Origin of the sequence: Pseudovibrio sp. M1P-2-3 (assembly GCF_031501865.1) — a bacterium.
Lineage (GTDB): Bacteria > Pseudomonadota > Alphaproteobacteria > Rhizobiales > Stappiaceae > Pseudovibrio > Pseudovibrio corallicola.
On record NZ_JARRCW010000001.1, the window covers coordinates 1,150,938 to 1,173,606 of the forward strand.

Genomic DNA, 22,669 nt, shown 5'->3' on the forward strand with positions numbered 1-22,669 from the left:
TGTAATATTACGCAGATAAGTAAATAATAGAAAGGAAAGACTATGCTTGACTACGTTGTTATTGGAGCTGGGCCTGCCGGTTTACAGCTTGGCTTTTTCCTTGAAAAAGCCGGTAGAGACTATGTAGTGCTGGAGCGCAACGCACAGGCAGGATCATTCTTTCAAAAATACCCACGATCTCGTCGTCTTATTTCATACAATCGCCCACCGGTTCCCTCCGAGGACCCCAAAGTCCAGATGCGCTTTGACTGGAATTCTCTGTTGTCTAATTGCGACCCCTCAGCGCCAAAATTCCGGGATTTCGATAAGGATTTTCTCCCAAAAGCTGACAGCTTTACAAGTTACCTGAATGAATATTCAAAGCGTTTTCAATTGAACATAAAGTACAATACAAACATCGTTAAAGTTACAAAGAAGGACGACGTGTTTTTGGTTGTTGATGAAGGCGGAGAACACTATGAGACTAAATGCCTGATTATGGCATCTGGCGCTGCCCCCTACATTCCAGAAATCAAGGGCGTTGAACATGTCACTGATGACTACTCGACTGTTTCAATGGAACCAGAGGAGTTTGAGGGCCAAAGAGTCTTGATTATTGGCAAGGGGAACTCTGCTTTTGAAGTTCTAAATGTTGTACAAAACAGAGCTATGGTTTCAATAATGGTGAGCCCGGAGTCACTTCAGCTAGCGTGGGAGACAAAACATAGTGGACACGCACGCTCTACGCTGATTGCCCCCTTGGATGCCTATCAGCTAAAGACAATTAACGGTATTCTGATCGATGCTGATATCTCCGAAATCAGACACAATGGCAAGGAACTGGAAGTAGATATCATATTTTCGCACGCACAAAGTTCATTGGAGACCCTTCTTTTTGACCGCATCATTACGTGCACCGGATTTCGTTTTGATACTTCAATATTTTCTAGCGAAACACAGCCCGACCTTGTGATTGATGATCGGTTTCCAGCATTGACAAATTCATGGGAGTCCACAAACGTTGAAGGCCTCTTTTTTGCAGGAACCTTAACGCAGGCAATTGACTATCAGAAGGCGGCAAGCACTTTTATCGGCGGCTACCGGCATAATGCTCAAACCCTCTTTAACCTTCTTGAAGAGAAGTACCATGATGTGACACTGCCATATGAAGTGCTGGATCAAGAAGCAAAAGACATTGCAAGGCATATTGCAAACAGGCTCACAAGATCAGCCTCAATCTTTTTCCAATTCGACTTATTAGCTGATATCTTGGTGTATGAAAATGGGGAGTTGCGGTACTACGAGTCCTTAGTGATTGACTATGCAATTGAACGCTTCAAGAGCTCCGATTTGATAATCACAGTCTCCTTCATCTGGGGATCTCCAGATAACAATAATGTCCTTTCCTTCAATCGTGTCCCAACCAAAGAAGCTGCTGCTGAGAGTGTTTTCATTCACCCTATTATTAGAAGCTATTCTCAAGGTAAACTATACGATCAACAACATATCCTTGATGATCTATTTGGGTGCTACATGCCCGGTGCCTTTGATCAGTGCTTTACAAAAAGCCGTAGCATGACTGATCTTGCCCAATGGCACGAACACTATCAAGTTGATGCGATCCGTGAGGTACTAGAAGGAAGCATAGCCACTATTTCATGCACTTAGACGACGAAACGCTATACGACTATGAAGCCATTCTTCGAGAACATCGAAGAGCAAACCGGAGCCATTGCTTGAAAACAAAAAGTGCGAAAGATTGTTGACACTACCGTTATTTTGCATTGAAAACTGACCCACCTTCTGTGTCTAAATTTTCGTGTTTTTTCGGGCACGGAGAAGCAGTCAGGTGTTATGCATGGAAACAGTTGCTAAGATCCGTCGGTGGGTTCTGGTGGATGGGGTTTCAATTCGGGAAGTGAGCCGGAGAACCGGTATCTCTCGTAATACCATCCGCAAGTATTTACGTAATGATATCGTCGAGCCAAAGTATAATCTGAGTTCAGCGCGTCCGCTGCGCAGCTTGCTGGACTATGAAGTTTACCTCAAGTCTCTTTTTGAGGCTGACCTTTTACGCCCTTCCAGAGAGCGCCGAAGTATGCGTGGTCTTTATGAGGCCTTAGTTTTACAAGGCTTTGAAGGGTCCTATGATACGGTACGGCGGTATATTTTACGCCTCAAAACCAAAGGCGGTCCGTTAAAGGGGTATGTTCCGCTCGAGTTTGACGCTGGCGATGCGGTGCAGTTTGACTGGAGCCATGAGGTGGTGTGCCTTGGCGGGGTGGACCAACGGATATATGTGGCCCATTTCCGCCTGTGCCATTCGCGCAAACCATTTCTGATTGCTTATTTTCGTGAGTCCCAGGAGATGGTTCTGGATGCCTTTAATGAGGCTTTTGCCTTTTATGACGGGATCCCCGAGCGGGTCATTATCGACAATCCCAAAACCATGGTGCTTGAGATAGGCAAAGGTAAGGAGCGGGTGTTTCATCCCCGTTTTCAAGCACTGATGAGCCATTACGCCACAGAGCCTGTTGCCTGTAGCCCGGCCAGCGGCTGGGAAAAGGGGCAGGTTGAAAATCAGGTCAAAGTGGTGCGCGGACAAGTGTTTTGTCCCAAACTGTCGTTTGCAACGCTTGAGGACCTCAATGCCCATCTGCAACTGCGCTGTGAGGCGTTGGCGCAAAAGGACCACCCGGAAGACAAGAGCCAGACGATTGCTGAGGTTTTCCAGAGGGAGCATGCTTGTCTGCGTTCCAAAGGCCGGGCTTTCGATGGCTATCGGGAGCGGACAGCTCGTGTCAGCGGCACCTGTTTGGTCCAGTATGATACAACAGCTATTCCGTTCCTTGCGCGTACAGCTTTAAAACGGTCACGTTGCGCAGTTATGCGCAGTACATTACCATTAGGACACCTCTAAAAATTCCAATTCTGCTTTTTTGTTGTAAGCGCGCCCCCGACAGCGACCAGGGCCCACTGGAGCAGACGTGTGCCTTGCCGAATTTGCAGCCCGGCACCCCCATTCACCGAGGGCCGACGGATATCTTATCAAAAATGACCCGCACACCGCAGCGCTTCACCGAAGCGACCTTGCTGGCCGCAATGGAGCACATCTCCAAGTTTGTTACAGACGCTGAACAGCGCCAGATCCTTGATAAGACTGCCGGGTTGGGCACAGCGGCCACGCGGGCGACGATCCTCGATGCCGCCATCACTAAGGGCTATTTCTTACGCAAAAACACAGTGTTATTGCCAACCCCCAAAGCGCGTGGTTTGGTGGCGGTGGTCCCGAAGGCCCTGGCGGCCGCCGGCGTCACCGCCTTGTGGGAACAAACGCTGGATGAAATTGGCCGCGGCACCACCTGTGACACCCAATTCATGAGCGATATTGACACGTGGGTGCGGGAGTTAACCCAAGAACAATTACAGGCATTTCGCCACGATCCAGACCACTACAAGGCCACATTCTTGCGGACCTTCAATGCCTATGCACCCAGCTTCACCTGTGAGAGCTGCGCGGCGCCGTTGCAAGAGTTCTGGGACGCAGGGGTCAGTTCGTGGCTGTGTACCAATTCCAATTCCAATTGCAAGCGCCGCTATATGGACGGCACCGGCGCCGTGCACAGCGCCGCCTCAACGCCCCCGTGTCCCGAGTGCGGCGGTGCAACGCAACTGCGCCAGTCCCAGTCCAACGGCCGCCGCCGCCAGTTCTGGGGCTGTCGGAGCTATCCCAAATGTAGCGGCATCGTGCCCCATGCCCGCAGCCGAGCCTGACCCCGATGCCCGTTTATGATGCCCGCACCTGGCACACCGACCCCGGCGATCCAAACTGTCCGTTCTCTCCTCCCGCCGGCTTTTGCGGCGATGAGGAGGCGTATTTGCGGCTGATGCGTCAGCGTTATAGGCGCCCGCCCACCGACCAGCTGCTGGTGGTTTTCGCCCGCCTGGCGCCACAGCTGCCGTTGCGCGTTCACGGCCGGTTTCACCGCCAAGCCCGCCAGATCGCCGCAGCAATTCAACGCCGCACCGGCAGCCGTTAACCAATAACCCAGCAGCAGTCTGCAGCACGGCGCCCGCACCGGTGGCCGCTCCGGTGAGTGCAGGTCCCGGGCGGGCGTCAGGCCCCAGACACAGATCCCACTCGCACCCTTAACACCTTAACTCATTGAATTTACACTTTGTTTTATAGGACGCGCCCGTCCACCGTCGCCGCAGCGGCCGCCGCGCCGCCCGGCGCGGCGCGGCGCGGCCGCTCAGAACATCAGTCCTTGAAACCGGCGATAAAGCGTGATGGAATGCCCGGTTGTTTTGCATTGCTCCTTCAATGGTCATATTGAGGGTGAGCGCATCCAATCCATTCACAAATATCTTTTGTGCAATGGGAATGCCGCCGCCAACGGTGACAGAGGCCTCTTCAGAAAACACATCGCGCAGAGTGCCCATTTCGGCAGCTTCTATTGCCTGCTTCGATACGTAAATCGAAGTGTTTCGATCTGCAGCTTCTGCAAACTGGTCATTATTGTAACTATAGACAACAACCGGATCTAGCTCCACCGAAGTTTATTCATTCTGGACTCCACTCACATGATTGGTCGTTTTACCTAAAACGAATCAATCATGAGAAAATTACTCATATTTAATGTGAGTGGTATATTTGCCAGGTAAAATATATGCAAGTGCATTTAAAATTTTACGGGATATAAGTGAGGAAAATTGGATCCTTTCGTTTTTCCCGATCTAAAATAAGTGGGCTTGTTAAAAAAGGACTGATCTAAAGGAAATGGAGAGCCTTATACCAACGGCACTTATAATTGACCTGTATGCGCCCAATTTCGTCTACCGATTGATGTGATTGTGTGGGGTTGTTGAATAAGCTTATTCCAAGCGGAACAGGCGGCATCGACAATTTCCTGGTAGTCTTGAAAGGTTCGGTTAGAGAGCCAGTTTTGCCGTAAGTACTGCCAAACATTTTCAACCGGGTTGAGCTCCGGAGAACGGGGTGGGAGCAGCAAGATGGTTATATTATCAGGCAACTTCAGTTTTGCCGTTGTATGCCAACCCGCTTGATCCATCAGGACCACTGCGTGCGCCCCTTTGGCGACGGTTCGGCTGATTTCTTTAAGGTGAAGCTGCATGGAATTGGTATTGGCTTTGGGCAAAACAAGTGCTGCCCCTTTGCCGTGGGCGGGGCAGATGGCCCCGAATACATAAGTTGATTGATAGCGCCCGTCGCTGGGAGCCCGTGGTCTCGTTCCTTTTTTTGCCCACCTTCTGGTGAGCCCATTTTTTTGACCAATGCGGGCTTCGTCCTGCCACCAGATTTCCATGGATGTTTGTGAGGGCAAGCGCGCTTTTATTTCTTTAAGCTGGGCATGGAAGTTTTTTTATATGTCTCCATAACTTGCTCGTCCTGTGCCGGGTGCTGTGGCCGAACGCTGACCCGAGAAAATCCCAGAACTCTGAGGAGGCTTGAAATAGCCCTTTCGCTATAGCTGACCCCAAACTTCTGCTCGATCACACCTTGCAGATCCCGCCGACGCCAGCGAATTACGCCGTGTTGTTGTAAATCAGGCCCAGCCTCAACCAGATCTGCAAATTCAGCCATTTGCTCTTTATTTAACCACCGGACACGGCCCGGGCTCTTACGATTGTACAGGCCGTGCGGCCCTTCTGCGTTAAACCGATGCACCCAGTCTCGCAGTGTTTGGCGGTCCATGCCGCCCATGCGTGCCGCCTCCAAGCGCGACAACCCATCATAAACAGCAGCAAGAGCAAGAAGGCGGCGGCTCTGCCTGACATCCTTACTTTGACAAGCAAGAGTTCGTAACGAAGAAGCATCATAGTCTCGGCGCAATGGGATCGCTGACATTGGGAATCTCCTTTCCCAATGTTGAATCACAATTCAAGTGATTTGGGAATCCTCATCCCGAGTCAAAAACAGGTGCCGTTGGTATTAGTCGCACTCTTTCTTTTCTGCCTTCATGGTCTTGAACAGGGTTTCCACCATGGAACTATCGACGCAACGTCCCACCCGACCCAATAAGGCGGGCAATGGTCTCTATTTGCAGAAGGCACTGAGAAAGCATAGGACAAACGTATCTTCGAAAAGAGGATACTGGTTTTCTAGATTAGGAAACGCGTAGACAATGAGTTAAAGCGGTGCGTGTTTCTATAAAAACACGCACCGCTTTAAGTGCTTAGTCCCGCTAGGAGAGGGGGGCGCTTAGATAATGTCTGTGACTTCGACCCTCACGGTTGCTGAGGATTGATCTCCTTCCTCATCTTCGATGGTATAAGAGAACTCTTCAGTGCCAATGAACTCCTCATTGGGGGTGAACGTCAAAAACTCGGGATTTGACGCATCATAGCTCACGGTTCCGTTTTCAGTCTTCGAGAAATCGAAGATAAACAGTTCACTTGAGGTCAGGCTGTAGTCATTGTCCAGAACGTTGATATCGACTGGTTGTCCTGATGTGGTTGTGGCCTGATCGTCAACGGCGACTGGAGCCTCAACGGAGCGCACCAATGGCTCCGGTGCGGACCTGACCAACCTGCTAGTCATGTCCAGAGTTGCGCCAACAATGCTCCAGCCATAGGTCTGGGTCAGAATATCATAGGACTGGGTGTCAGTGTAGGTGAGGCCTTGAGCGCCTAAAATCACGTTGGACTGGATCGCGGTTTCGCCCGCGGCCACATCCAGTGTGGACCATCCGGCCAGCAGACTGTCGAAGTTCGCGGTGCTCATGGCTGTATTGTCAAGCATGTTTCTGGCATGGGTGAGCGAGGAAATATCCCAGTCGCCAATGTCTTGATCAAAACTGGAAGCGTCATCGAACATGAGTTCCATGTTCGTCACCTGACTGGTATCCCAATCCCCAACACCGTGGTTAAAGCTGGCCGCTTCGCTAAACATGCCGCGCATGTTCGTTACTGAGCTGGTATTCCAATCGCCGATATCTTGATCAAATGATCCTGCTTGGAAGAACATGTCATCCATGCTCTCAACATTGCCAGTGTCCCAATCACCGATATCTTGATCAAAATCGGTACCAAGGCGGAACATACTGCCCATGTCTTTAACTTGGCTCGTGTTCCAGTCTCCAATGTCCTGATTGAATTTATTGACCTCGCCAAACAGCCCATACATATCGGTGACATTGCCGGTATCCCATCCACCAACATCCTGATTGAAGTCATAGACTTCCCAGAACATCTGTTTCATGCTGGTTACCTTGCTGGTATCCCAGTTTCCGATATCCTGATTAAAGTCAGTTGCAAGGAAGAACATCTGGGTCATGTCCTCCACACTGCTGGTATCCCAGCCACCAATGTCTTGATTGAAGTTCTCTGCAATATAGAACATACGATACATATTGGTGACGTTACCGGTGTCCCAATTGCCAATATCCTGATTGAACTGCTCGGCTACATAGAACATGCTTTCCATGTTAATGACGCCGCTCATGTCCCAGTTCACCACATAATCTTCGTTGAAGGTATCATCAGCATAGAACAGGCGGCTCAAATCTGAGTTTTCAGCGTCTATGATGGCCTGCACCTCGGCTTGTGTTGGCAGGTTGGAAAACTTTGTTTCTGCCCCTATGGCGGCCTGATAGCGCGCTTCCATAGGGGAGGCTGCCGTATTGGACCCTTGTAGGACCCTTTGTGCAACAACAGCCAGTTGATCATCGGTCACCGCAACACCATTGGCATTGTTCGCCCCGTCAAGAGAGGCGGAATCCTCAAGGATCTCGCTGTAGATTGCGTCTCGTTCAGCAGCGGTTGCCGCGCCCACAATTGTCCAGCCGTAATCGTTGACCAAGGTGTTGTAGGCATCCACATTAGAGTAAATCAATCCGGCGGCGCCAAGCGTGATGTTGAGCGGAATATCATCAATGCCATCGGCATCCGCTCCGGAAGAATCCTTGGACCAACCCGCCAGTAAATTGTCGAAGTTCTGTGTCGACAGACCCGAATAGTTGAGCATGCCTTCCGCATTCATCAAAGCCGAGATATCCCAGTCTCCTAGGTCGCGGTCAAAGGCACTTGCACCGTAAAACATGTAGCTCAAGTCTGCAACACTGCTGGTGTTCCAAAGGATATGATTTCCGTTATAACTATCAGCGTTATAGAACATATGGCTCATATTGGTGACATCGCTGGTATCCCAGCTGTCAATGTTAAGGTTGAAGCTGCGCGCACCGCTGAACATGCCACTCATGTTCATGACGCCCTGCGTATCCCACTCCTGTATATAGCTGGCGTTAAAATCGGTTTGATCAGCAAACAGTTCGCTCAGGTCAGTGTTCTGTGCATCGATAATGGCCTGAACTTCCGAGACAGTCGGAAGATTTGAGAAGCCTGTTTCCTGTTGAATCGCCGTTTGATACCGGGATTCCATTGGGGAACTTTCACGTTCATCACCTTTGAGAACCCGTTGCGCAAATAAGTCTAGTTGATCATCTGTTACTGCAACGCGATTTGCGTTGTTCGCGCCTCCATTAGAGGCTGAATCCTCCAGAACTTCAGTAAGGACCGCATCAGCCTCAGCTTTTGAAATCGCTCCGACAATGGTCCATCCATAATTTTCAGTCAGCAAATTATAAGCGGATGTGTCGCTATAGATGAGCCTTGCGGCACCCAATGTCACATTAAGGGGAATATCGTCGATACCATCGCCGCTTGTACCAGAACTATCTTGGGACCATCCCGCCAGAAGACTGTCAAAATTTGCAATGCTCATGGCAGTGTTGTCGAGCATACTTCTGGCATGGGTCAGCGCGGAAATATCCCAGTCGCCAAGGTCTTGATCAAAACTGGAAGCGCCTTTGAACATGAATTCCATTTTCGTCACTTGGCTAGTATCCCAAGCGCCAACATTCTGGTTAAAGCTGGTCGCTGCGCTAAACATGCTGCTCATGTTTGTGACTGAGCTGGTATCCCAATCACCTATATATTGATCAAATGATCCTGCTTGGAAGAACATGTAGGTCATTTCCTCAACACTACCAGTGTCCCAGTCTCCAATATCTTGATTAAAGCTGGTTGCTAGAGAAAACATGGCTCGCATGTTTGTGGCGGCACTGGTGTCCCACTCACCGATATCTTGATTAAAGCTGAATGCCTCTTGGAATACTCCTCTCATGTCTTGAACGGACCCGGTATCCCATTCTCCAATGTCCTGATTGAAAGCCTTCGCCAAATAGAACAGCTGCTGCATGTTCTGGACAGCGCTAACATCCCAGTTGCCGATGTCTTGGTTAAAGCTCTCAGCGCGGAAGAACGTTTGCCGCATGCTGGTCACTCCGCTTGTGTCCCAGTTGCTGATGTCCTGATTAAACTCAAAGGTGAAGAAGAAGGTTTGCTCCATATTGGTGAGGGAGCTTGTATCCCAGTTGCCAATATCCTGATTGAACTGCTCCGCAGCAAAGAACATCCGGTACATATTGTTCACGCCGCTCACATCCCAGTCCACTACGTAGGCTTCGTTGAATGTATCTTGTCCCAAAAACAGCTGGCTTAAATCAGCGTTTTCAGTATCAATAATTGTCTGCACTTGCGCTGTTGTCGGCAGGTTGGAAAAACCGGTTTCCTGTTGAATGGCCGCTTGATAGCGCGCTTCCATGGGGGAGGACGCGGTGTCGCTGCCCTGCAAGACACGATCTAAGAATTCAGAGAGTTGCTCCTCAGTAACGGCCACGCCATTCTCGTTCATCGCACCGCCAGCAGACGCGGAATCCTCTAGAATTTCAGTAAGAGCCGCAGTTTTTGCTTGGTTTTCTGTCACATTAACGGTGATTGTGTACTCATTCTCACCGCCGTTGCCATCTGAAACGATAAAGCTGAAACCATCCGTTCCCTTAAAATCGTCCAGAGGGGTATAGGTATAGGTTCCATCGCTATTGATCACCACGGTGCCGTTGGCAGCTTCTGTGGTGCCGGCGCTGTAGATCGGGGTATCGCCGTCCACATCCGCGACGGTTGGCAGGGTGCCGGAGAGGGGGGTGTCTTCATCGGTTGTTGCTGAACCATCCGCAGCGGTGGGGGCGTCATTGGTGCCCGTGATGACGACCGTTAAGGGGGCTGTGTCTGTGATTATACCCGTCTGATCCGTCACTGCGAGCGAATACGTGATCTCAAGTCTCTCACCAACGGCGAGAGAGTCGAAGGTTTCCAATCCGGTTGCAAACTCCCAAGGGATGGAGACATTATTAATGCCGTCCGAAACGGCAAGGCGCAGCGATAGGTCTACCATTGACAGAAGGTCCGAGTCGCTTGGTGCCTTCGTAGCTCCCGTTCCTGCAACACTAACACTAACTGCAGAGACCGCTACAAGATCGCCCTGATCAACGTCACGCACAAGGATGTTCCCGGATACCGACAGTGGAGCATCTGTTTCGGTGACCTCACCACTATCCACAGCGACAAAGAATGGATCATCATTAATCGCGCTCACGTTCACCGTGAAGGTGTACTCATTCTCGCCGCCATCCGGACCAGAGACGATGTAGGAGAAGCTGTCAGTGCCGTTGAAGTCTACGTCCGGGGTGTAGGAGTAGGTACCATCGGAGTTGATGATGACTGATCCGCTGGAGGGCGCGGTGCTTCCGGCGCTGTAGCTCACGCCGTTGCCATCTGTGTCTATGGCTGTTGGTAAGGCACCGGAAAGTGGTGTATCCTCATCGGTTGTGGCTGCGCCGTCTGCGGCGGTGGGGGCATCGACAACCGGATCGACGGTGACAGTGAAAGTGTACTCGTTCTGCCCGCCATCTGGGCCAGAGACGATGTAGGAGAAAATGTCGATGCCGTTAAAGTCTATGTCCGGAGTGTAGGAGTAGCTGCCATCGGAGTTTATGATGACAGATCCGCTAAAGGGCCCAGTACTCCCGGCGCTGTAGCTTACGCCGTTGCCATCCGTGTCTATGGCTGTTGGTAAGGCACCGGAAAGTGGGGTATCCTCATCGGTTGTGGCTGCGCCGTCTGCGGCGGTGGGGGCATCGACAACCGGATCGACAGTGACGGTGAAGGTGTACTCATTGTTGCCGCCTTTGCCGTCGGACACGGTGTAGGAGAAGGTGTCAGTGCCATTAAAGTCAGGATCCGGGGTGTAGGTATAGGTACCGTCATCATTAATCACCACGGTGCCGTTGGCTGCGTCTGTGGTGCCCGCCCCATAGACTGGGGTATCCCCATCCACATCTGTGGCGGTTGGCAAGGTGCCCGAAAGGGCGGTATCTTCATTGGTGGAGCCCGCACCATCCGCAGCGGTGGGCGCATCGTTCACCGCATTCACTCTAACAGTAATGGTTGCCGTGCTGGCTTTGTCGCCATCTGACACACGGATGTTGAAACTGTCATTACCGTTGAAGTTAGCGGTTGGGGTGTAGGTGTAGTCTCCCGTATTGGCGTTGAGGGATACGTCTCCGTTTGTGGGATCTCTGGTAATTGAGTAAGACAGGTCTGAGGTGGGACTGTCATAATCATACGCCATTGCATTTGATGTGACAAACGTGTCCTCGGCAATGGTGAGCCGTTCATTTCCAATCTCCGGGGCATCATTAACCGGGGTCACTGTGATCCTCACCGTTGCCGTATCGGTGAGGCCTTCACTGTCAACGATTGTATAGGTGTAGGAATCAGTGCCATTAAAGTCCCGCTGCGGGAAATAGTTGATGGACTGCCCACTGATAAAGGTGCTACCGAATGACGGATTGGAGACACTTTGAATCCGGAAATTGCTGTCAATGTCGCTGTCATTGCGCAGGACCCCATAATTATAAGCACCATCTTCTCGTACTGTGAAGCTGTCATCTTGTGCCACAGGCGCATCGTTGACCGGATCCACGGTAATGGTGAAGTCGTATTCATTCTGACCACTGATCCCATCAGAGACGACATAGGAGAAGGTGTCCGTGCCGTTAAAGTCCGCATCGGGGGTGTAGGTGTAGGTTCCATCACTATTGATCGTCACATTGCCGTTGGCTGCCTCTGTGGTGCCCGCCCCGTAGGTTGGAGTGTCGCCTTCAACGTCTGATGCGGTTGGCAGAGTACCGGAGAGGGGGGTGTCTTCATCGGTGGTTGCTGAACCGTCGGCGGCGGTGGACGCATCGTTTACGGGATCGACAGTAACGGTGAAGGTGTACTCATTTTCGCCGCCGTTTCCGTCAGAGACGATGTAGGAGAAGTCATCACTGCCATTAAAGTCAGCGTCAGGCGTGTAGGTGTAGGTTCCATCACTATTAATCACCACGGTGCCGTTGGCTGCTTCCGTGGTGCCGGCCCCATAGATCGGGGTATCGCCATCCACATCTGTGGCGGTTGGCAGGGTGCCGGAGAGGCGGGTGTCTTCATCGGTGGTATCCGCACCGTTCGCAGCGGTGGGGGCGTCGTTGACGGGGGTAATGCTGAGGGTAAAGGTTTGGGCTGGCGAGGTTGCTCCTTCTGCATCCGTTGCCCGCACCTCTATCACAAGGTCGCCATTAAAGTCTTGTGGTGGTGTGCCGGAAAAGTATCCTGTCTCGGAATTAAGCTCCAACCATTGCGGCAGTGGATCTCCTCCGGCTAATGTTGCCTCCAGATCCAGTATACCCAGAATTGGGCCGCCGGATTCAGCATCGGCAAACGCAAAACTTCCAATATTGAAGGCGACCGCCGTGTCCTCTTCAAACGATTGGTTGCCAATCGGAGAGAAGATGATGGGGGCATCATTGGTGCCAAGCACTTCAATAACCAGCGGCTGCAAGGCGGGTGGCGCAGTGCCATCAGAGACTTCCAAGTTGAACTCAATACGGAAGATGTCTCCTTCTGCCAGATAGTCAAAATAGGAGGTATCGCCGTTAAAGGTCCAGTTAAAGGTGGCTGGACCACTACCGGTCACGGTGGCTGAGGAGGCAATACTCAGCATATTGCTTAGTTCAGCAATAAGGAAGGGTGAGTTCTGAAGCGTCCCATTGTTATAGACGTTACCGCCCACAACACTTAAGGACAGCGTATTGCCCAGATCCGGGTCATTCACCTGCACCGCCCCGCTCAAGGTCATGGAGGTGTTGTTCTCGGTGAGTTCTTGCGGTGCAATCGTCTCAAATTCGGGCGCATCGTTGACCGGATCGACGGTGACGGTAAACGTGTATTCATTCACCCCGCCATTGCCGTCGGATACGGTGTAGGAGAAGGCATCACTGCCATTAAAGTCAGCGTCAGGCGTGTAGGTATAGGTTCCATCACTATTGATCACCACGGTGCCGTTGGCTGCGTCTGTGGTGCCCGCCCCATAGACTGGGGTATCCCCATCCACATCTGTGGCGGTTGGCAAGGTGCCCGAAAGGGCGGTATCTTCATCGGTGGTGCCCGCACCATCCGCAGCAGTGGGGGCATCGTTCACCGCATTCACTCTAACAGTAATGGTTGCCGTGCTGGCTTTGTCGCCATCTGACACACGGATGTTGAAACTGTCATTACCGTTGAAGTTGGCGGTGGGGGTGTAGGTGTAGTCTCCCGTATTGGCGTTGAGGGATACGTCTCCGTTCGTGGGATCTCTGGTAATTGAGTAAGACAGGTCTGAGGTGGGACTGTCATAATCATACGCCATTGCATTTGATGTGACAAACGTGTCCTCGGCAATGGTGAGCCGTTCATTTCCAATCTCCGGGGCATCATTAACCGGGGTCACTGTGATCCTCACCGTTGCCGTATCGGTGAGGCCTTCACTGTCAACGATTGTATAGGTGTAGGAATCAGTGCCATTAAAGTCCCGCTGCGGGAAATAGTTGATGGACTGCCCACTGATAAAGGTGCTACCGAATGACGGATTGGAGACACTTTGAATCCGGAAATTGCTGTCAATGTCGCTGTCATTGCGCAGGACCCCATAATTATAAGTACCATCTTCTGATAGTGTGAAGCTGTCATCTTGTGCCACAGGCGCATCGTTGACCGGATCCACGGTAATGGTGAAGTCGTATTCATTCTGACCACTGATCCCATCAGAGACGACATAGGAGAAGGTGTCCGTGCCGTTAAAGTCCGCATCGGGGGTGTAGGTGTAGGTTCCATCACTATTGATCGTCACATTGCCGTTGGCTGCCTCTGTGGTGCCCGCCCCGTAGGTTGGAGTGTCGCCTTCAACGTCTGATGCGGTTGGCAGGGTACCGGAGAAAGGGGTATCTTCATCGGTGGTTGCTGAACCATCCGCAGCGGAGGGCGCATCGTTCTGCCCGTCGATGGTGATGGTCACCGTTTCGGTACTGCTTCCGCCATTTCCGTCATTCACCGTGTAGCTGAATGTATCAGTGATGATTTGGCCCGGACGCATGCTCTGGAACGCATCGTTGGGATCATAACGAAAGGTGCCGTCACCATTGTTGATGACAGTTCCAAGCGTACCGGTTGTATCGACCGAGAAGGTATGGGTGTCAGAGGTATCGGTATCTGTGAAATCCGCAGTAACCGTAACGCCCGGTCCATCCTCGCTGACCCTCGCTGCAACGCCATTGGCCACAGGGTCTTCGTTCTGGCCGGTGATGGTGATGGATACAACCTCGCTCGACGTGCCGCCATTGCCGTCGTTCACCGTGTAGGTGAATTGGTCTATCATGGTTGCGCCGGGAATCAGATATGCGGTTACGCCTGCAGGGTCATAGGTGAAGGTGCCGTCGCCATTGTTGGTGACTGTCCCTTGGGTGTTGATCGTGCTGAGTGAGAACGTATGGGTGTCGGAAACATCTGCATCAGAAAAGTTTGCCGTAAGTGTGATGCCGGGCTCGTTCTCACCCATGGCTCCATTCACAGCCAGTGCTACCGGTGCATCATTTTGACCGGTAATGGTGACCGTCACCGTTGCCGTATCCATTTCGCCAAACTGGTCTTGAACAGTATAGGAGAACGTGTCCGTCGCCGTTTCACCCGCAGCAAGATAATCGAAAGCACCATTGGGATCATAGTTGAAGAAGCCCAAGGTACCATCACCAATGTTGGACGCTGTGCCTTGAGTGCTGGTCGTGTCAACTTCAAAGGTATGGGTGCCCAGGCCTTCGGGGTCAGTGTAATCAGCAGCCACAGTGATGCTCTGACTGTCTTCAAACACATCAGCTGTTACAGGTCGTGCGACTGGAGCATCGTTCACCGGATCGATGGTAACAATGAAGTCGTATTCGTTTGACCCGCCATTGCCGTCGGCGACCACGTAGGAGAAGGTGTCCGTGCCGTTGAAATTGGCGTTTGGCGTATAGGTGTAGCTGCCATCGAGGTTGATGGTGACCGTGCCGTTGGCAGGCGTGGTGGTGCCTGCACTATAGACGGGAGTATCACCGTCCACATCCGTTGCTGCGGGCAGGGTTCCCATGCGGGCACTGTCCTCATTTGTAGAGGCTGTGCCTTCAGCTGCAGTGGGAGCATCGTTCACCGGTTCGATAGTAACAATGAAGTCATATTCGTTTGATCCGCCATTGCCGTCGGCGACCACGTAGGAGAAGGTGTCCGTGCCGTTGAAATTGGCGTTTGGCGTATAGGTGTAGCTGCCATCGAGGTTGATGGTGACCGTGCCGTTGGCAGGCGTGGTGGTGCCTGCACTATAGACGGGAGTATCACCGTCCACATCCGTTGCTGCGGGCAGGGTTCCCATGCGGGCACTGTCCTCATTTGTAGAGGCTGCGCCATCAGCAGCAGTGGGAGCATCGTTCACCGGATCGATGGTAACAATGAAGTCATATTCGTTTGATCCGCCATTGCCGTCGGCGACCACGTAGGAGAAGGTGTCCGTGCCGTTGAAATTGGCGTTTGGCGTATAGGTGTAGCTGCCATCGAGGTTGATGGTGACCGTGCCGTTGGCAGGCGTGGTGGTGCCTGCACTATAGATTGGAGTATCACCGTCCACATCCGTTGCTGCGGGCAGGGTTCCCATGCGGGCACTGTCCTCATTTGTAGAGGCTGTGCCTTCAGCTGCAGTGGGAGCATCGTTCACCGGATCGATGGTAACAATGAAGTCATATTCGTTTGAACCGCCATTGCCGTCGGCGACCACGTAGGAGAAGGTATCCGTGCCGTTGAAATTGGCGTTTGGCGTATAGGTGTAGCTGCCATCGAGGTTGATGGTGACCGTGCCGTTGGCGGGCGTGGTGGTGCCCGCACTATAGATTGGAGTATCACCGTCCACATCCGTTGCTGCGGGCAGGGTTCCCATGCGGGCACTGTCCTCATTTGTAGAGGCTGTGCCTTCAGCTGCAGTGGGAGCATCGTTCACCGGTTCGATAGTAACAATGAAGTCATATTCGTTTGATCCGCCATTGCCGTCGGCGACCACGTAGGAGAAGGTGTCCGTGCCGTTGAAATTGGCGTTTGGCGTATAGGTGTAGCTGCCATCGAGGTTGATGGTGACCGTGCCGTTGGCGGGCGTGGTGGTGCCTGCACTATAGACGGGAGTATCACCGTCCACATCCGTTGCTGCGGGCAGGGTTCCCATGCGGGCACTGTCCTCATTTGTGGCGGCTGCGCCATCAACAGCAGTGGGAGCATCGTTCACCGGATCGATGGTAACAATGAAGTCATATTCGTTTGAACCGCCATTGCCGTCGGCGACCACGTAGGAGAAGGTATCCGTGCCGTTGAAATTGGCGTTTGGCGTATAGGTGTAGCTGCCATCGAGGTTGATGGTGACCGTGCCGTTGGCGGGCGTGGTGGTGCCCGCACTATAGACGGGAGTATCACCGTCCACATCCGTTGCTGCGGGCAGGGTTCCCATGCGGGCACTGTCCTCATTTGTAGAGGCTGCGCCATCAGCAGCAGTGGGAGCATCGTTCACCGGATCGATGGTAACAATGAAGTCGTATTCGTTTGACCCGCCATTGCCGTCGGCGACCACGTAGGAGAAGGTGTCCGTGCCGTTGAAATTGGCGTTTGGCGTATAGGTGTAGCTGCCATCGAGGTTGATGGTGACCGTGCCGTTGGCGGGCGTGGTGGTGCCTGCACTATAGACGGAAGTATCACCGTCCACATCCGTTGCTGCGGGCAGGGTTCCCATGCGGGCACTGTCCTCATTTGTGGCGGCTGCGCCATCAGCAGCAGTGGGAGCATCGTTCACCGGATCGATGGTAACAATGAAGTCGTATTCGTTTGACCCGCCATTGCCGTCGGCGACCACGTAGGAGAAGGTGTCCGTGCCGTTGAAATTGGCGTTTGGCGTATAGGTGTAGCTGCCATCGGAGTTGATGGTGACCGTGCCGTTGGCAGGCGTGGTGGTGCCCGCACTATAGACGGGAGTATCACCGTCCACATCCGTTGCTGCGGGCAGGGTCCCCATGCGGGCACTGTCCTCATTTGTGGCGGCTGCGCCTTCAGCTGCAATGGGGGCATCGTTCACCGGTTCGATGGTAACAATGAAGTCATATTCGTTTGACCCGCCATTGCCGTCGGCGACCACGTAGGAGAAGGTGTCCGTGCCGTTGAAATTGGCGTTTGGCGTATAGGTGTAGCTGCCATCGGAGTTGATGGTGACCGTGCCGTTGGCAGGCGTGGTGGTGCCCGCACTATAGACGGGAGTATCACCGTCCACATCCGTTGCTGCGGGCAGGGTTCCCATGCGGGCACTGTCCTCATTTGTGGCGGCTGCGCCATCAGCAGCAGTGGGAGCATCGTTCACCGGATCGATGGTAACAATGAAGTCATATTCGTTTGACCCGCCATTGCCGTCGGCGACCACGTAGGAGAAGGTGTCCGTGCCGTTGAAATTGGCGTTTGGCGTATAGGTGTAGCTGCCATCGAGGTTGATGGTGACCGTGCCGTTGGCGGGCGTGGTGGTGCCCGCACTATAGACGGAAGTATCACCGTCCACATCCGTTGCTGCGGGCAAGGTCCCCATGCGGGCACTGTCCTCATTTGTGGCGGCTGCGCCATCAACAGCAGTGGGAGCATCGTTCACCGGATCGATGGTAACAATGAAGTCATATTCGTTTGAACCGCCATCGCCGTCGGCGACCACGTAGGAGAAGGTATCCGTGCCGTTGAAATTGGCGTTTGGCGTATAGGTGTAGCTGCCATCGAGGTTGATGGTGACCGTGCCGTTGGCGGGCGTGGTGGTGCCCGCACTATAGACGGGAGTATCACCGTCCACATCCGTTGCTGCGGGCAGGGTTCCCATGCGGGCACTGTCCTCATTTGTAGAGGCTGCGCCATCAGCAGCAGTGGGAGCATCGTTCACCGGATCGATGGTAACAATGAAGTCGTATTCGTTTGATCCGCCATCGCCGTCGGCGACCACGTAGGAGAAGGTGTCCGTGCCGTTGAAATTGGCGTTTGGCGTATAGGTGTAGCTGCCATCGAGGTTGATGGTGACCGTGCCGTTGGCAGGCGTGGTGGTGCCTGCACTATAGACGGAAGTATCACCGTCCACATCCGTTGCTGCGGGCAGGGTTCCCATGCGGGCACTGTCCTCATTTGTGGCGGCTGCGCCATCAACAGCAGTGGGAGCATCGTTCACCGGATCGATGGTAACAATGAAGTCATATTCGTTTGAACCGCCATTGCCGTCGGCGACCACGTAGGAGAAGGTGTCCGTACCGTTGAAATTGGCGTTTGGCGTATAGGTGTAGCTGCCATCGAGGTTGATGGTGACCGTGCCGTTGGCGGGCGTGGTGGTGCCCGCACTATAGACGGAAGTATCACCGTCCACATCCGTTGCTGCGGGCAGGGTTCCCATGCGGGCACTGTCCTCATTTGTAGAGGCTGCGCCATCAGCAGCAGTGGGAGCATCGTTCACCGGATCGATGGTAACAATGAAGTCATATTCGTTTGAACCGCCATTGCCGTCGGCGACCACGTAGGAGAAGGTGTCCGTGCCGTTGAAATTGGCGTTTGGCGTATAGGTGTAGCTGCCATCGAGGTTGATGGTGACCGTGCCGTTGGCGGGCGTGGTGGTGCCCGCACTATAGACGGAAGTATCACCGTCCACATCCGTTGCTGCGGGCAGGGTTCCCATGCGGGCACTGTCCTCATTTGTGGCGGCTGCGCCATCAGCAGCAGTGGGAGCATCGTTCACCGGATCGATGGTAACAATGAAGTCGTATTCGTTTGACCCGCCATTGCCGTCGGCGACCACGTAGGAGAAGGTGTCCGTGCCGTTGAAATTGGCGTTTGGCGTATAGGTGTAGCTGCCATCGAGGTTGATGGTGACCGTGCCGTTGGCGGGCGTGGTGGTGCCCGCACTATAGACGGAAGTATCACCGTCCACATCCGTTGCTGCGGGCAGGGTTCCCATGCGGGCACTGTCCTCATTTGTGGCGGCTGCGCCATCAACAGCAGTGGGAGCATCGTTCACCGGATCGATGGTAACAATGAAGTCATATTCGTTTGAACCGCCATTGCCGTCGGCGACCACGTAGGAGAAGGTGTCCGTACCGTTGAAATTGGCGTTTGGCGTATAGGTGTAGCTGCCATCGAGGTTGATGGTGACCGTGCCGTTGGCGGGCGTGGTGGTGCCCGCACTATAGACGGAAGTATCACCGTCCACATCCGTTGCTGCGGGCAGGGTTCCCATGCGGGCACTGTCCTCATTTGTGGCGGCTGCGCCTTCAGCTGCAGTGGGAGCATCGTTCACCGGATCGATGGTAACAATGAAGTCGTATTCGTTTGACCCGCCATTGCCGTCGGCGACCACGTAGGAGAAGGTGTCCGTGCCGTTGAAATTGGCGTTTGGCGTATAGGTGTAGCTGCCATCGGAGTTGATGGTGACCGTGCCGTTGGCAGGCGTGGTGGTGCCCGCACTATAGACGGAAGTATCACCGTCCACATCCGTTGCTGCGGGCAGGGTTCCCATGCGGGCACTGTCCTCATTTGTGGCGGCTGCGCCATCAGCAGCAGTGGGAGCATCGTTCACCGGATCGATGGTAACAATGAAGTCGTATTCGTTTGACCCGCCATTGCCGTCGGCGACCACGTAGGAGAAGGTGTCCGTGCCGTTGAAATTGGCGTTTGGCGTATAGGTGTAGCTGCCATCGAGGTTGATGGTGACCGTGCCGTTGGCAGGCGTGGTGGTGCCCGCACTATAGACGGGAGTATCACCGTCCACATCCGTTGCTGCGGGCAGGGTTCCCATGCGGGCACTGTCCTCATTTGTAGAGGCTGCGCCTTCAGCTGCAGTGGGAGCATCGTTCACCGGATCGATGGTAACAATGAAGTCGTATTCGTTTGACCCGCCATTGCCGTCGGCGACCACGTAGGAGAAGGTGTCCGTGCCGTTGAAATTGGCGTTTGGCGTATAGGTGTAGCTGCCATCGAGGTTGATGGTGACCGTGCCGTTGGCAGGCGTGGTGGTGCCCGCACTATAGACGGGAGTATCACCGTCCACATCCGTTGCTGCGGGCAGGGTTCCCATGCGGGCACTGTCCTCATTTGTAGAGGCTGCGCCTTCAGCTGCAGTGGGAGCATCGTTCACCGGATCGATGGTAACAATGAAGTCGTATTCGTTTGATCCGCCATTGCCGTCGGCGACCACGTAGGAGAAGGTGTCCGTGCCGTTGAAATTGGCGTTTGGCGTATAGGTGTAGCTGCCATCGAGGTTGATGGTGACCGTGCCGTTGGCGGGCGTGGTGGTGCCCGCACTATAGACGGAAGTATCACCGTCCACATCCGTTGCTGCGGGCAGGGTCCCCATGCGGGCACTGTCCTCATTTGTAGAGGCTGCGCCATCAGCAGCAGTGGGAGCATCGTTCACCGGATCGATGGTAACAATGAAGTCGTATTCGTTTGACCCGCCATTGCCGTCGGCGACCACGTAGGAGAAGGTGTCCGTGCCGTTGAAATTGGCGTTTGGCGTATAGGTGTAGCTGCCATCGAGGTTGATGGTGACCGTGCCGTTGGCAGGCGTGGTGGTGCCCGCACTATAGACGGGAGTATCTCCGTCCACATCCGTTGCTGCGGGCAGGGTTCCCATGCGGGCACTGTCCTCATTTGTGGCGGCTGCGCCATCAGCAGCAGTGGGAGCATCGTTCACCGGATCGATGCCCATGGTGGCCGTGGCTGTGGCAGTGTGCTGATCGTCGGAGACAGTGTAGGCAAAGACCACCTCACTATTGTCATTGGCATCAGGAGTATAAATCCATAGGACCTGTGAGATCTGGGTAAGGTGCCCTCCGCCAGATTGAATGGTCAGCTCGGTGATAGTGAGGGCCGGGCTGTCCCTGTCACTGGCGCCACTAAGAAGTTCGGTTGCAGTGATTTCGCGGGAGGTGTCCTCTGCTGTGTCTTTGAGGGAAATATCCTGTGCGATGGGAGGGAGCTGTGCTCCTTCAAGGCGAATGTCGAAACTCTCAAACGAGCTGAAGTTGACGTTGAGGCTTGTAAAGGTTCCCGTTGCCGATCCGGTTTCAGTGATTTGTTTTTCGAAAGCGGTAAGTTCAGCCTGAAATAGGGCGGACGTATAGGTGGCAAGCTGCATTTTTAAGATAAGGGTGTCTTGACCAGAACCGCCGTGATAGATGTTTGTGTGATCTGGGTTACTTATCTCTATATGTTTGAGTGTATCGTTGCCTTTCCTTAAATACACCGTGTCGTTACCACTGCCAGCGTTGACGCGATCGTCTCCTCGACCAGCAAATATAGTATCATCGCCTTTTCCGGCATGGACAATGTCATCACCTAAGCCTGCGCTGACCCTATCACTTCCGGAGCCCGATTTAATGAGATCATCACCGGATCCTGCTTGAACACTATCATTCCCCTCACCTGCAAAAATCTGGTCGTTTCCTGAACCTGCCCTGACGGTGTCATTTCCGGGCCCCGCATGGATGATATCGTCTCCTCGACCAGCAAATATAGTATCATCGCCTTTTCCGGCATGGACAGTGTCATCACCTATGCCTGCGCTGACCCTATCACTTCCAGAGCCTAATTTAATGAGATCATCACCGGATCCTGCTTGAACACTATCATTCCCCTCACCTGCGAAAATCTGGTCGTTTCCTGAACCTGCCCTGATGGTGTCATTTCCGGGCCCCGCATGGATGATATCGTCCCCTTGACCCGCAAAAATAGTATCATCGCCTTTTCCGGCATGGACAATGTCATCACCTATGCCTGCTCTGACCTTGTTACTTCCGGAGCCCAATTTAATGTGATCATCACCGGATCCTGCATGTACGATATCATTTCCGGATCCCGCACGGATGATGTCGTTGCCGGATCCAGAATGTACCGTGTCGTCGTCGCTTCCTGCGGAAATCTCATCCTCACCCTGACGGGTTGTGATCTCGTCATTGCCTTCATAGGATCTGACGATATGACTATCGATGCCGGAAATAATTTGACCATCATTTTTACTACCGATGATTACTTTTTTACCAGTAGTGTTCTTTTGTGTCGTCATGGATCTCAGGCTCTTCACGTTGAGTGATTGTTAGTACACACCGTCTCTGGGGGGAGTGTGAAAGTTCGAAGTTGCCCGAAGTCGTAGCCGCCTGTTTGTGTTTTGAGGTGGCAGTATGAGTGTTTGGAGAGGACATGGTTTGCAGGAACCTGCCCTGTGGATGTCTGTAGCTTACAAAATGTATAAAACAAGTATTAGACAGAAGGATATGATGTAAAAATGATGTATTTAATGCACATACGCTCTCTCGAGCGTGTTTGTTGTAGGTAAGATATTCAGTGTGTAGACAAGTATGACCATATGGATCTGTGTGCTCTATAGGTTTCCATATTATATTTG

7 protein-coding genes are annotated in these 22,669 nt (G+C 53.1%); 4 read left to right on the top strand and 3 right to left on the bottom strand.

Annotated features, from left to right (window positions below; genetic code table 11):
- Positions 1-42 precede the first annotated feature (42 nt).
- The 4 genes from P6574_RS05175 (at position 43) to P6574_RS05190 (ending at position 4,019) form a co-directional block, all read left to right on the top strand.
- Entirely contained in the window at positions 43-1,647 is a 1,605-nt protein-coding gene (locus P6574_RS05175; RefSeq protein ID WP_310619322.1) for an NAD(P)-binding domain-containing protein, read from the top strand.
- Positions 1,648-1,837: 190 nt separating this feature from the next.
- Positions 1,838-2,899 (top strand): IS21 family transposase, encoded by a 1,062-nt coding sequence (gene istA, locus P6574_RS05180; RefSeq protein WP_310619323.1) that lies wholly within the window; start codon positions 1,838-1,840, stop codon positions 2,897-2,899.
- Positions 2,900-2,973: 74 nt separating this feature from the next.
- On the top strand, positions 2,974-3,753 hold the full coding sequence (locus P6574_RS05185; protein WP_310619324.1) for a DNA topoisomerase: 780 nt from the start codon (positions 2,974-2,976) through the stop codon (positions 3,751-3,753).
- Between the two features lie 104 nt (positions 3,754-3,857).
- Positions 3,858-4,019 carry a hypothetical protein gene (locus tag P6574_RS05190; protein WP_310619325.1) on the top strand — a complete coding sequence of 54 codons (162 nt, stop codon included), beginning with the start codon at positions 3,858-3,860 and terminating at the stop codon, positions 4,017-4,019.
- 109 nt (positions 4,020-4,128) lie between these two features.
- Here the strand turns inward: P6574_RS05190 and P6574_RS05195 are convergent, their stop codons facing one another.
- The 3 genes from P6574_RS05195 to P6574_RS05205 all read right to left on the bottom strand — a co-directional run bounded on the left by P6574_RS05195 (position 4,129) and on the right by P6574_RS05205 (position 22,330).
- A complete protein-coding gene (locus tag P6574_RS05195) occupies positions 4,129-4,533 on the bottom strand; it encodes a hypothetical protein (RefSeq protein ID WP_310619326.1) in 405 nt (134 codons plus the stop codon).
- Positions 4,534-4,784: 251 nt separating this feature from the next.
- Positions 4,785-5,848, bottom strand: a protein-coding gene (locus P6574_RS05200) for an IS630 family transposase (RefSeq protein WP_310618446.1) whose coding sequence is annotated in 2 segments (ribosomal slippage) — positions 4,785-5,365 and positions 5,365-5,848 — 1,065 coding nt in all. Because the reading frame shifts where the segments join, the coding sequence is not laid out codon by codon here.
- Between the two features lie 354 nt (positions 5,849-6,202).
- On the bottom strand, positions 6,203-22,330 hold the full coding sequence (locus P6574_RS05205) for a tandem-95 repeat protein (RefSeq protein ID WP_310619327.1): 16,128 nt from the start codon (positions 22,328-22,330) through the stop codon (positions 6,203-6,205).
- Between the last annotated feature and the right edge of the window lie 339 nt (positions 22,331-22,669).

Coding starts and splice junctions, on each gene's coding strand:
- P6574_RS05175 (WP_310619322.1), top strand. CDS start 43: ATGCTTGACTACGTTGTTATTGGAGCTGGGCCTGCCGGTTTACAGCTT.
- istA (WP_310619323.1), top strand. CDS start 1,838: ATGGAAACAGTTGCTAAGATCCGTCGGTGGGTTCTGGTGGATGGGGTT.
- P6574_RS05205 (WP_310619327.1), bottom strand. CDS start 22,330: ATGACGACACAAAAGAACACTACTGGTAAAAAAGTAATCATCGGTAGT.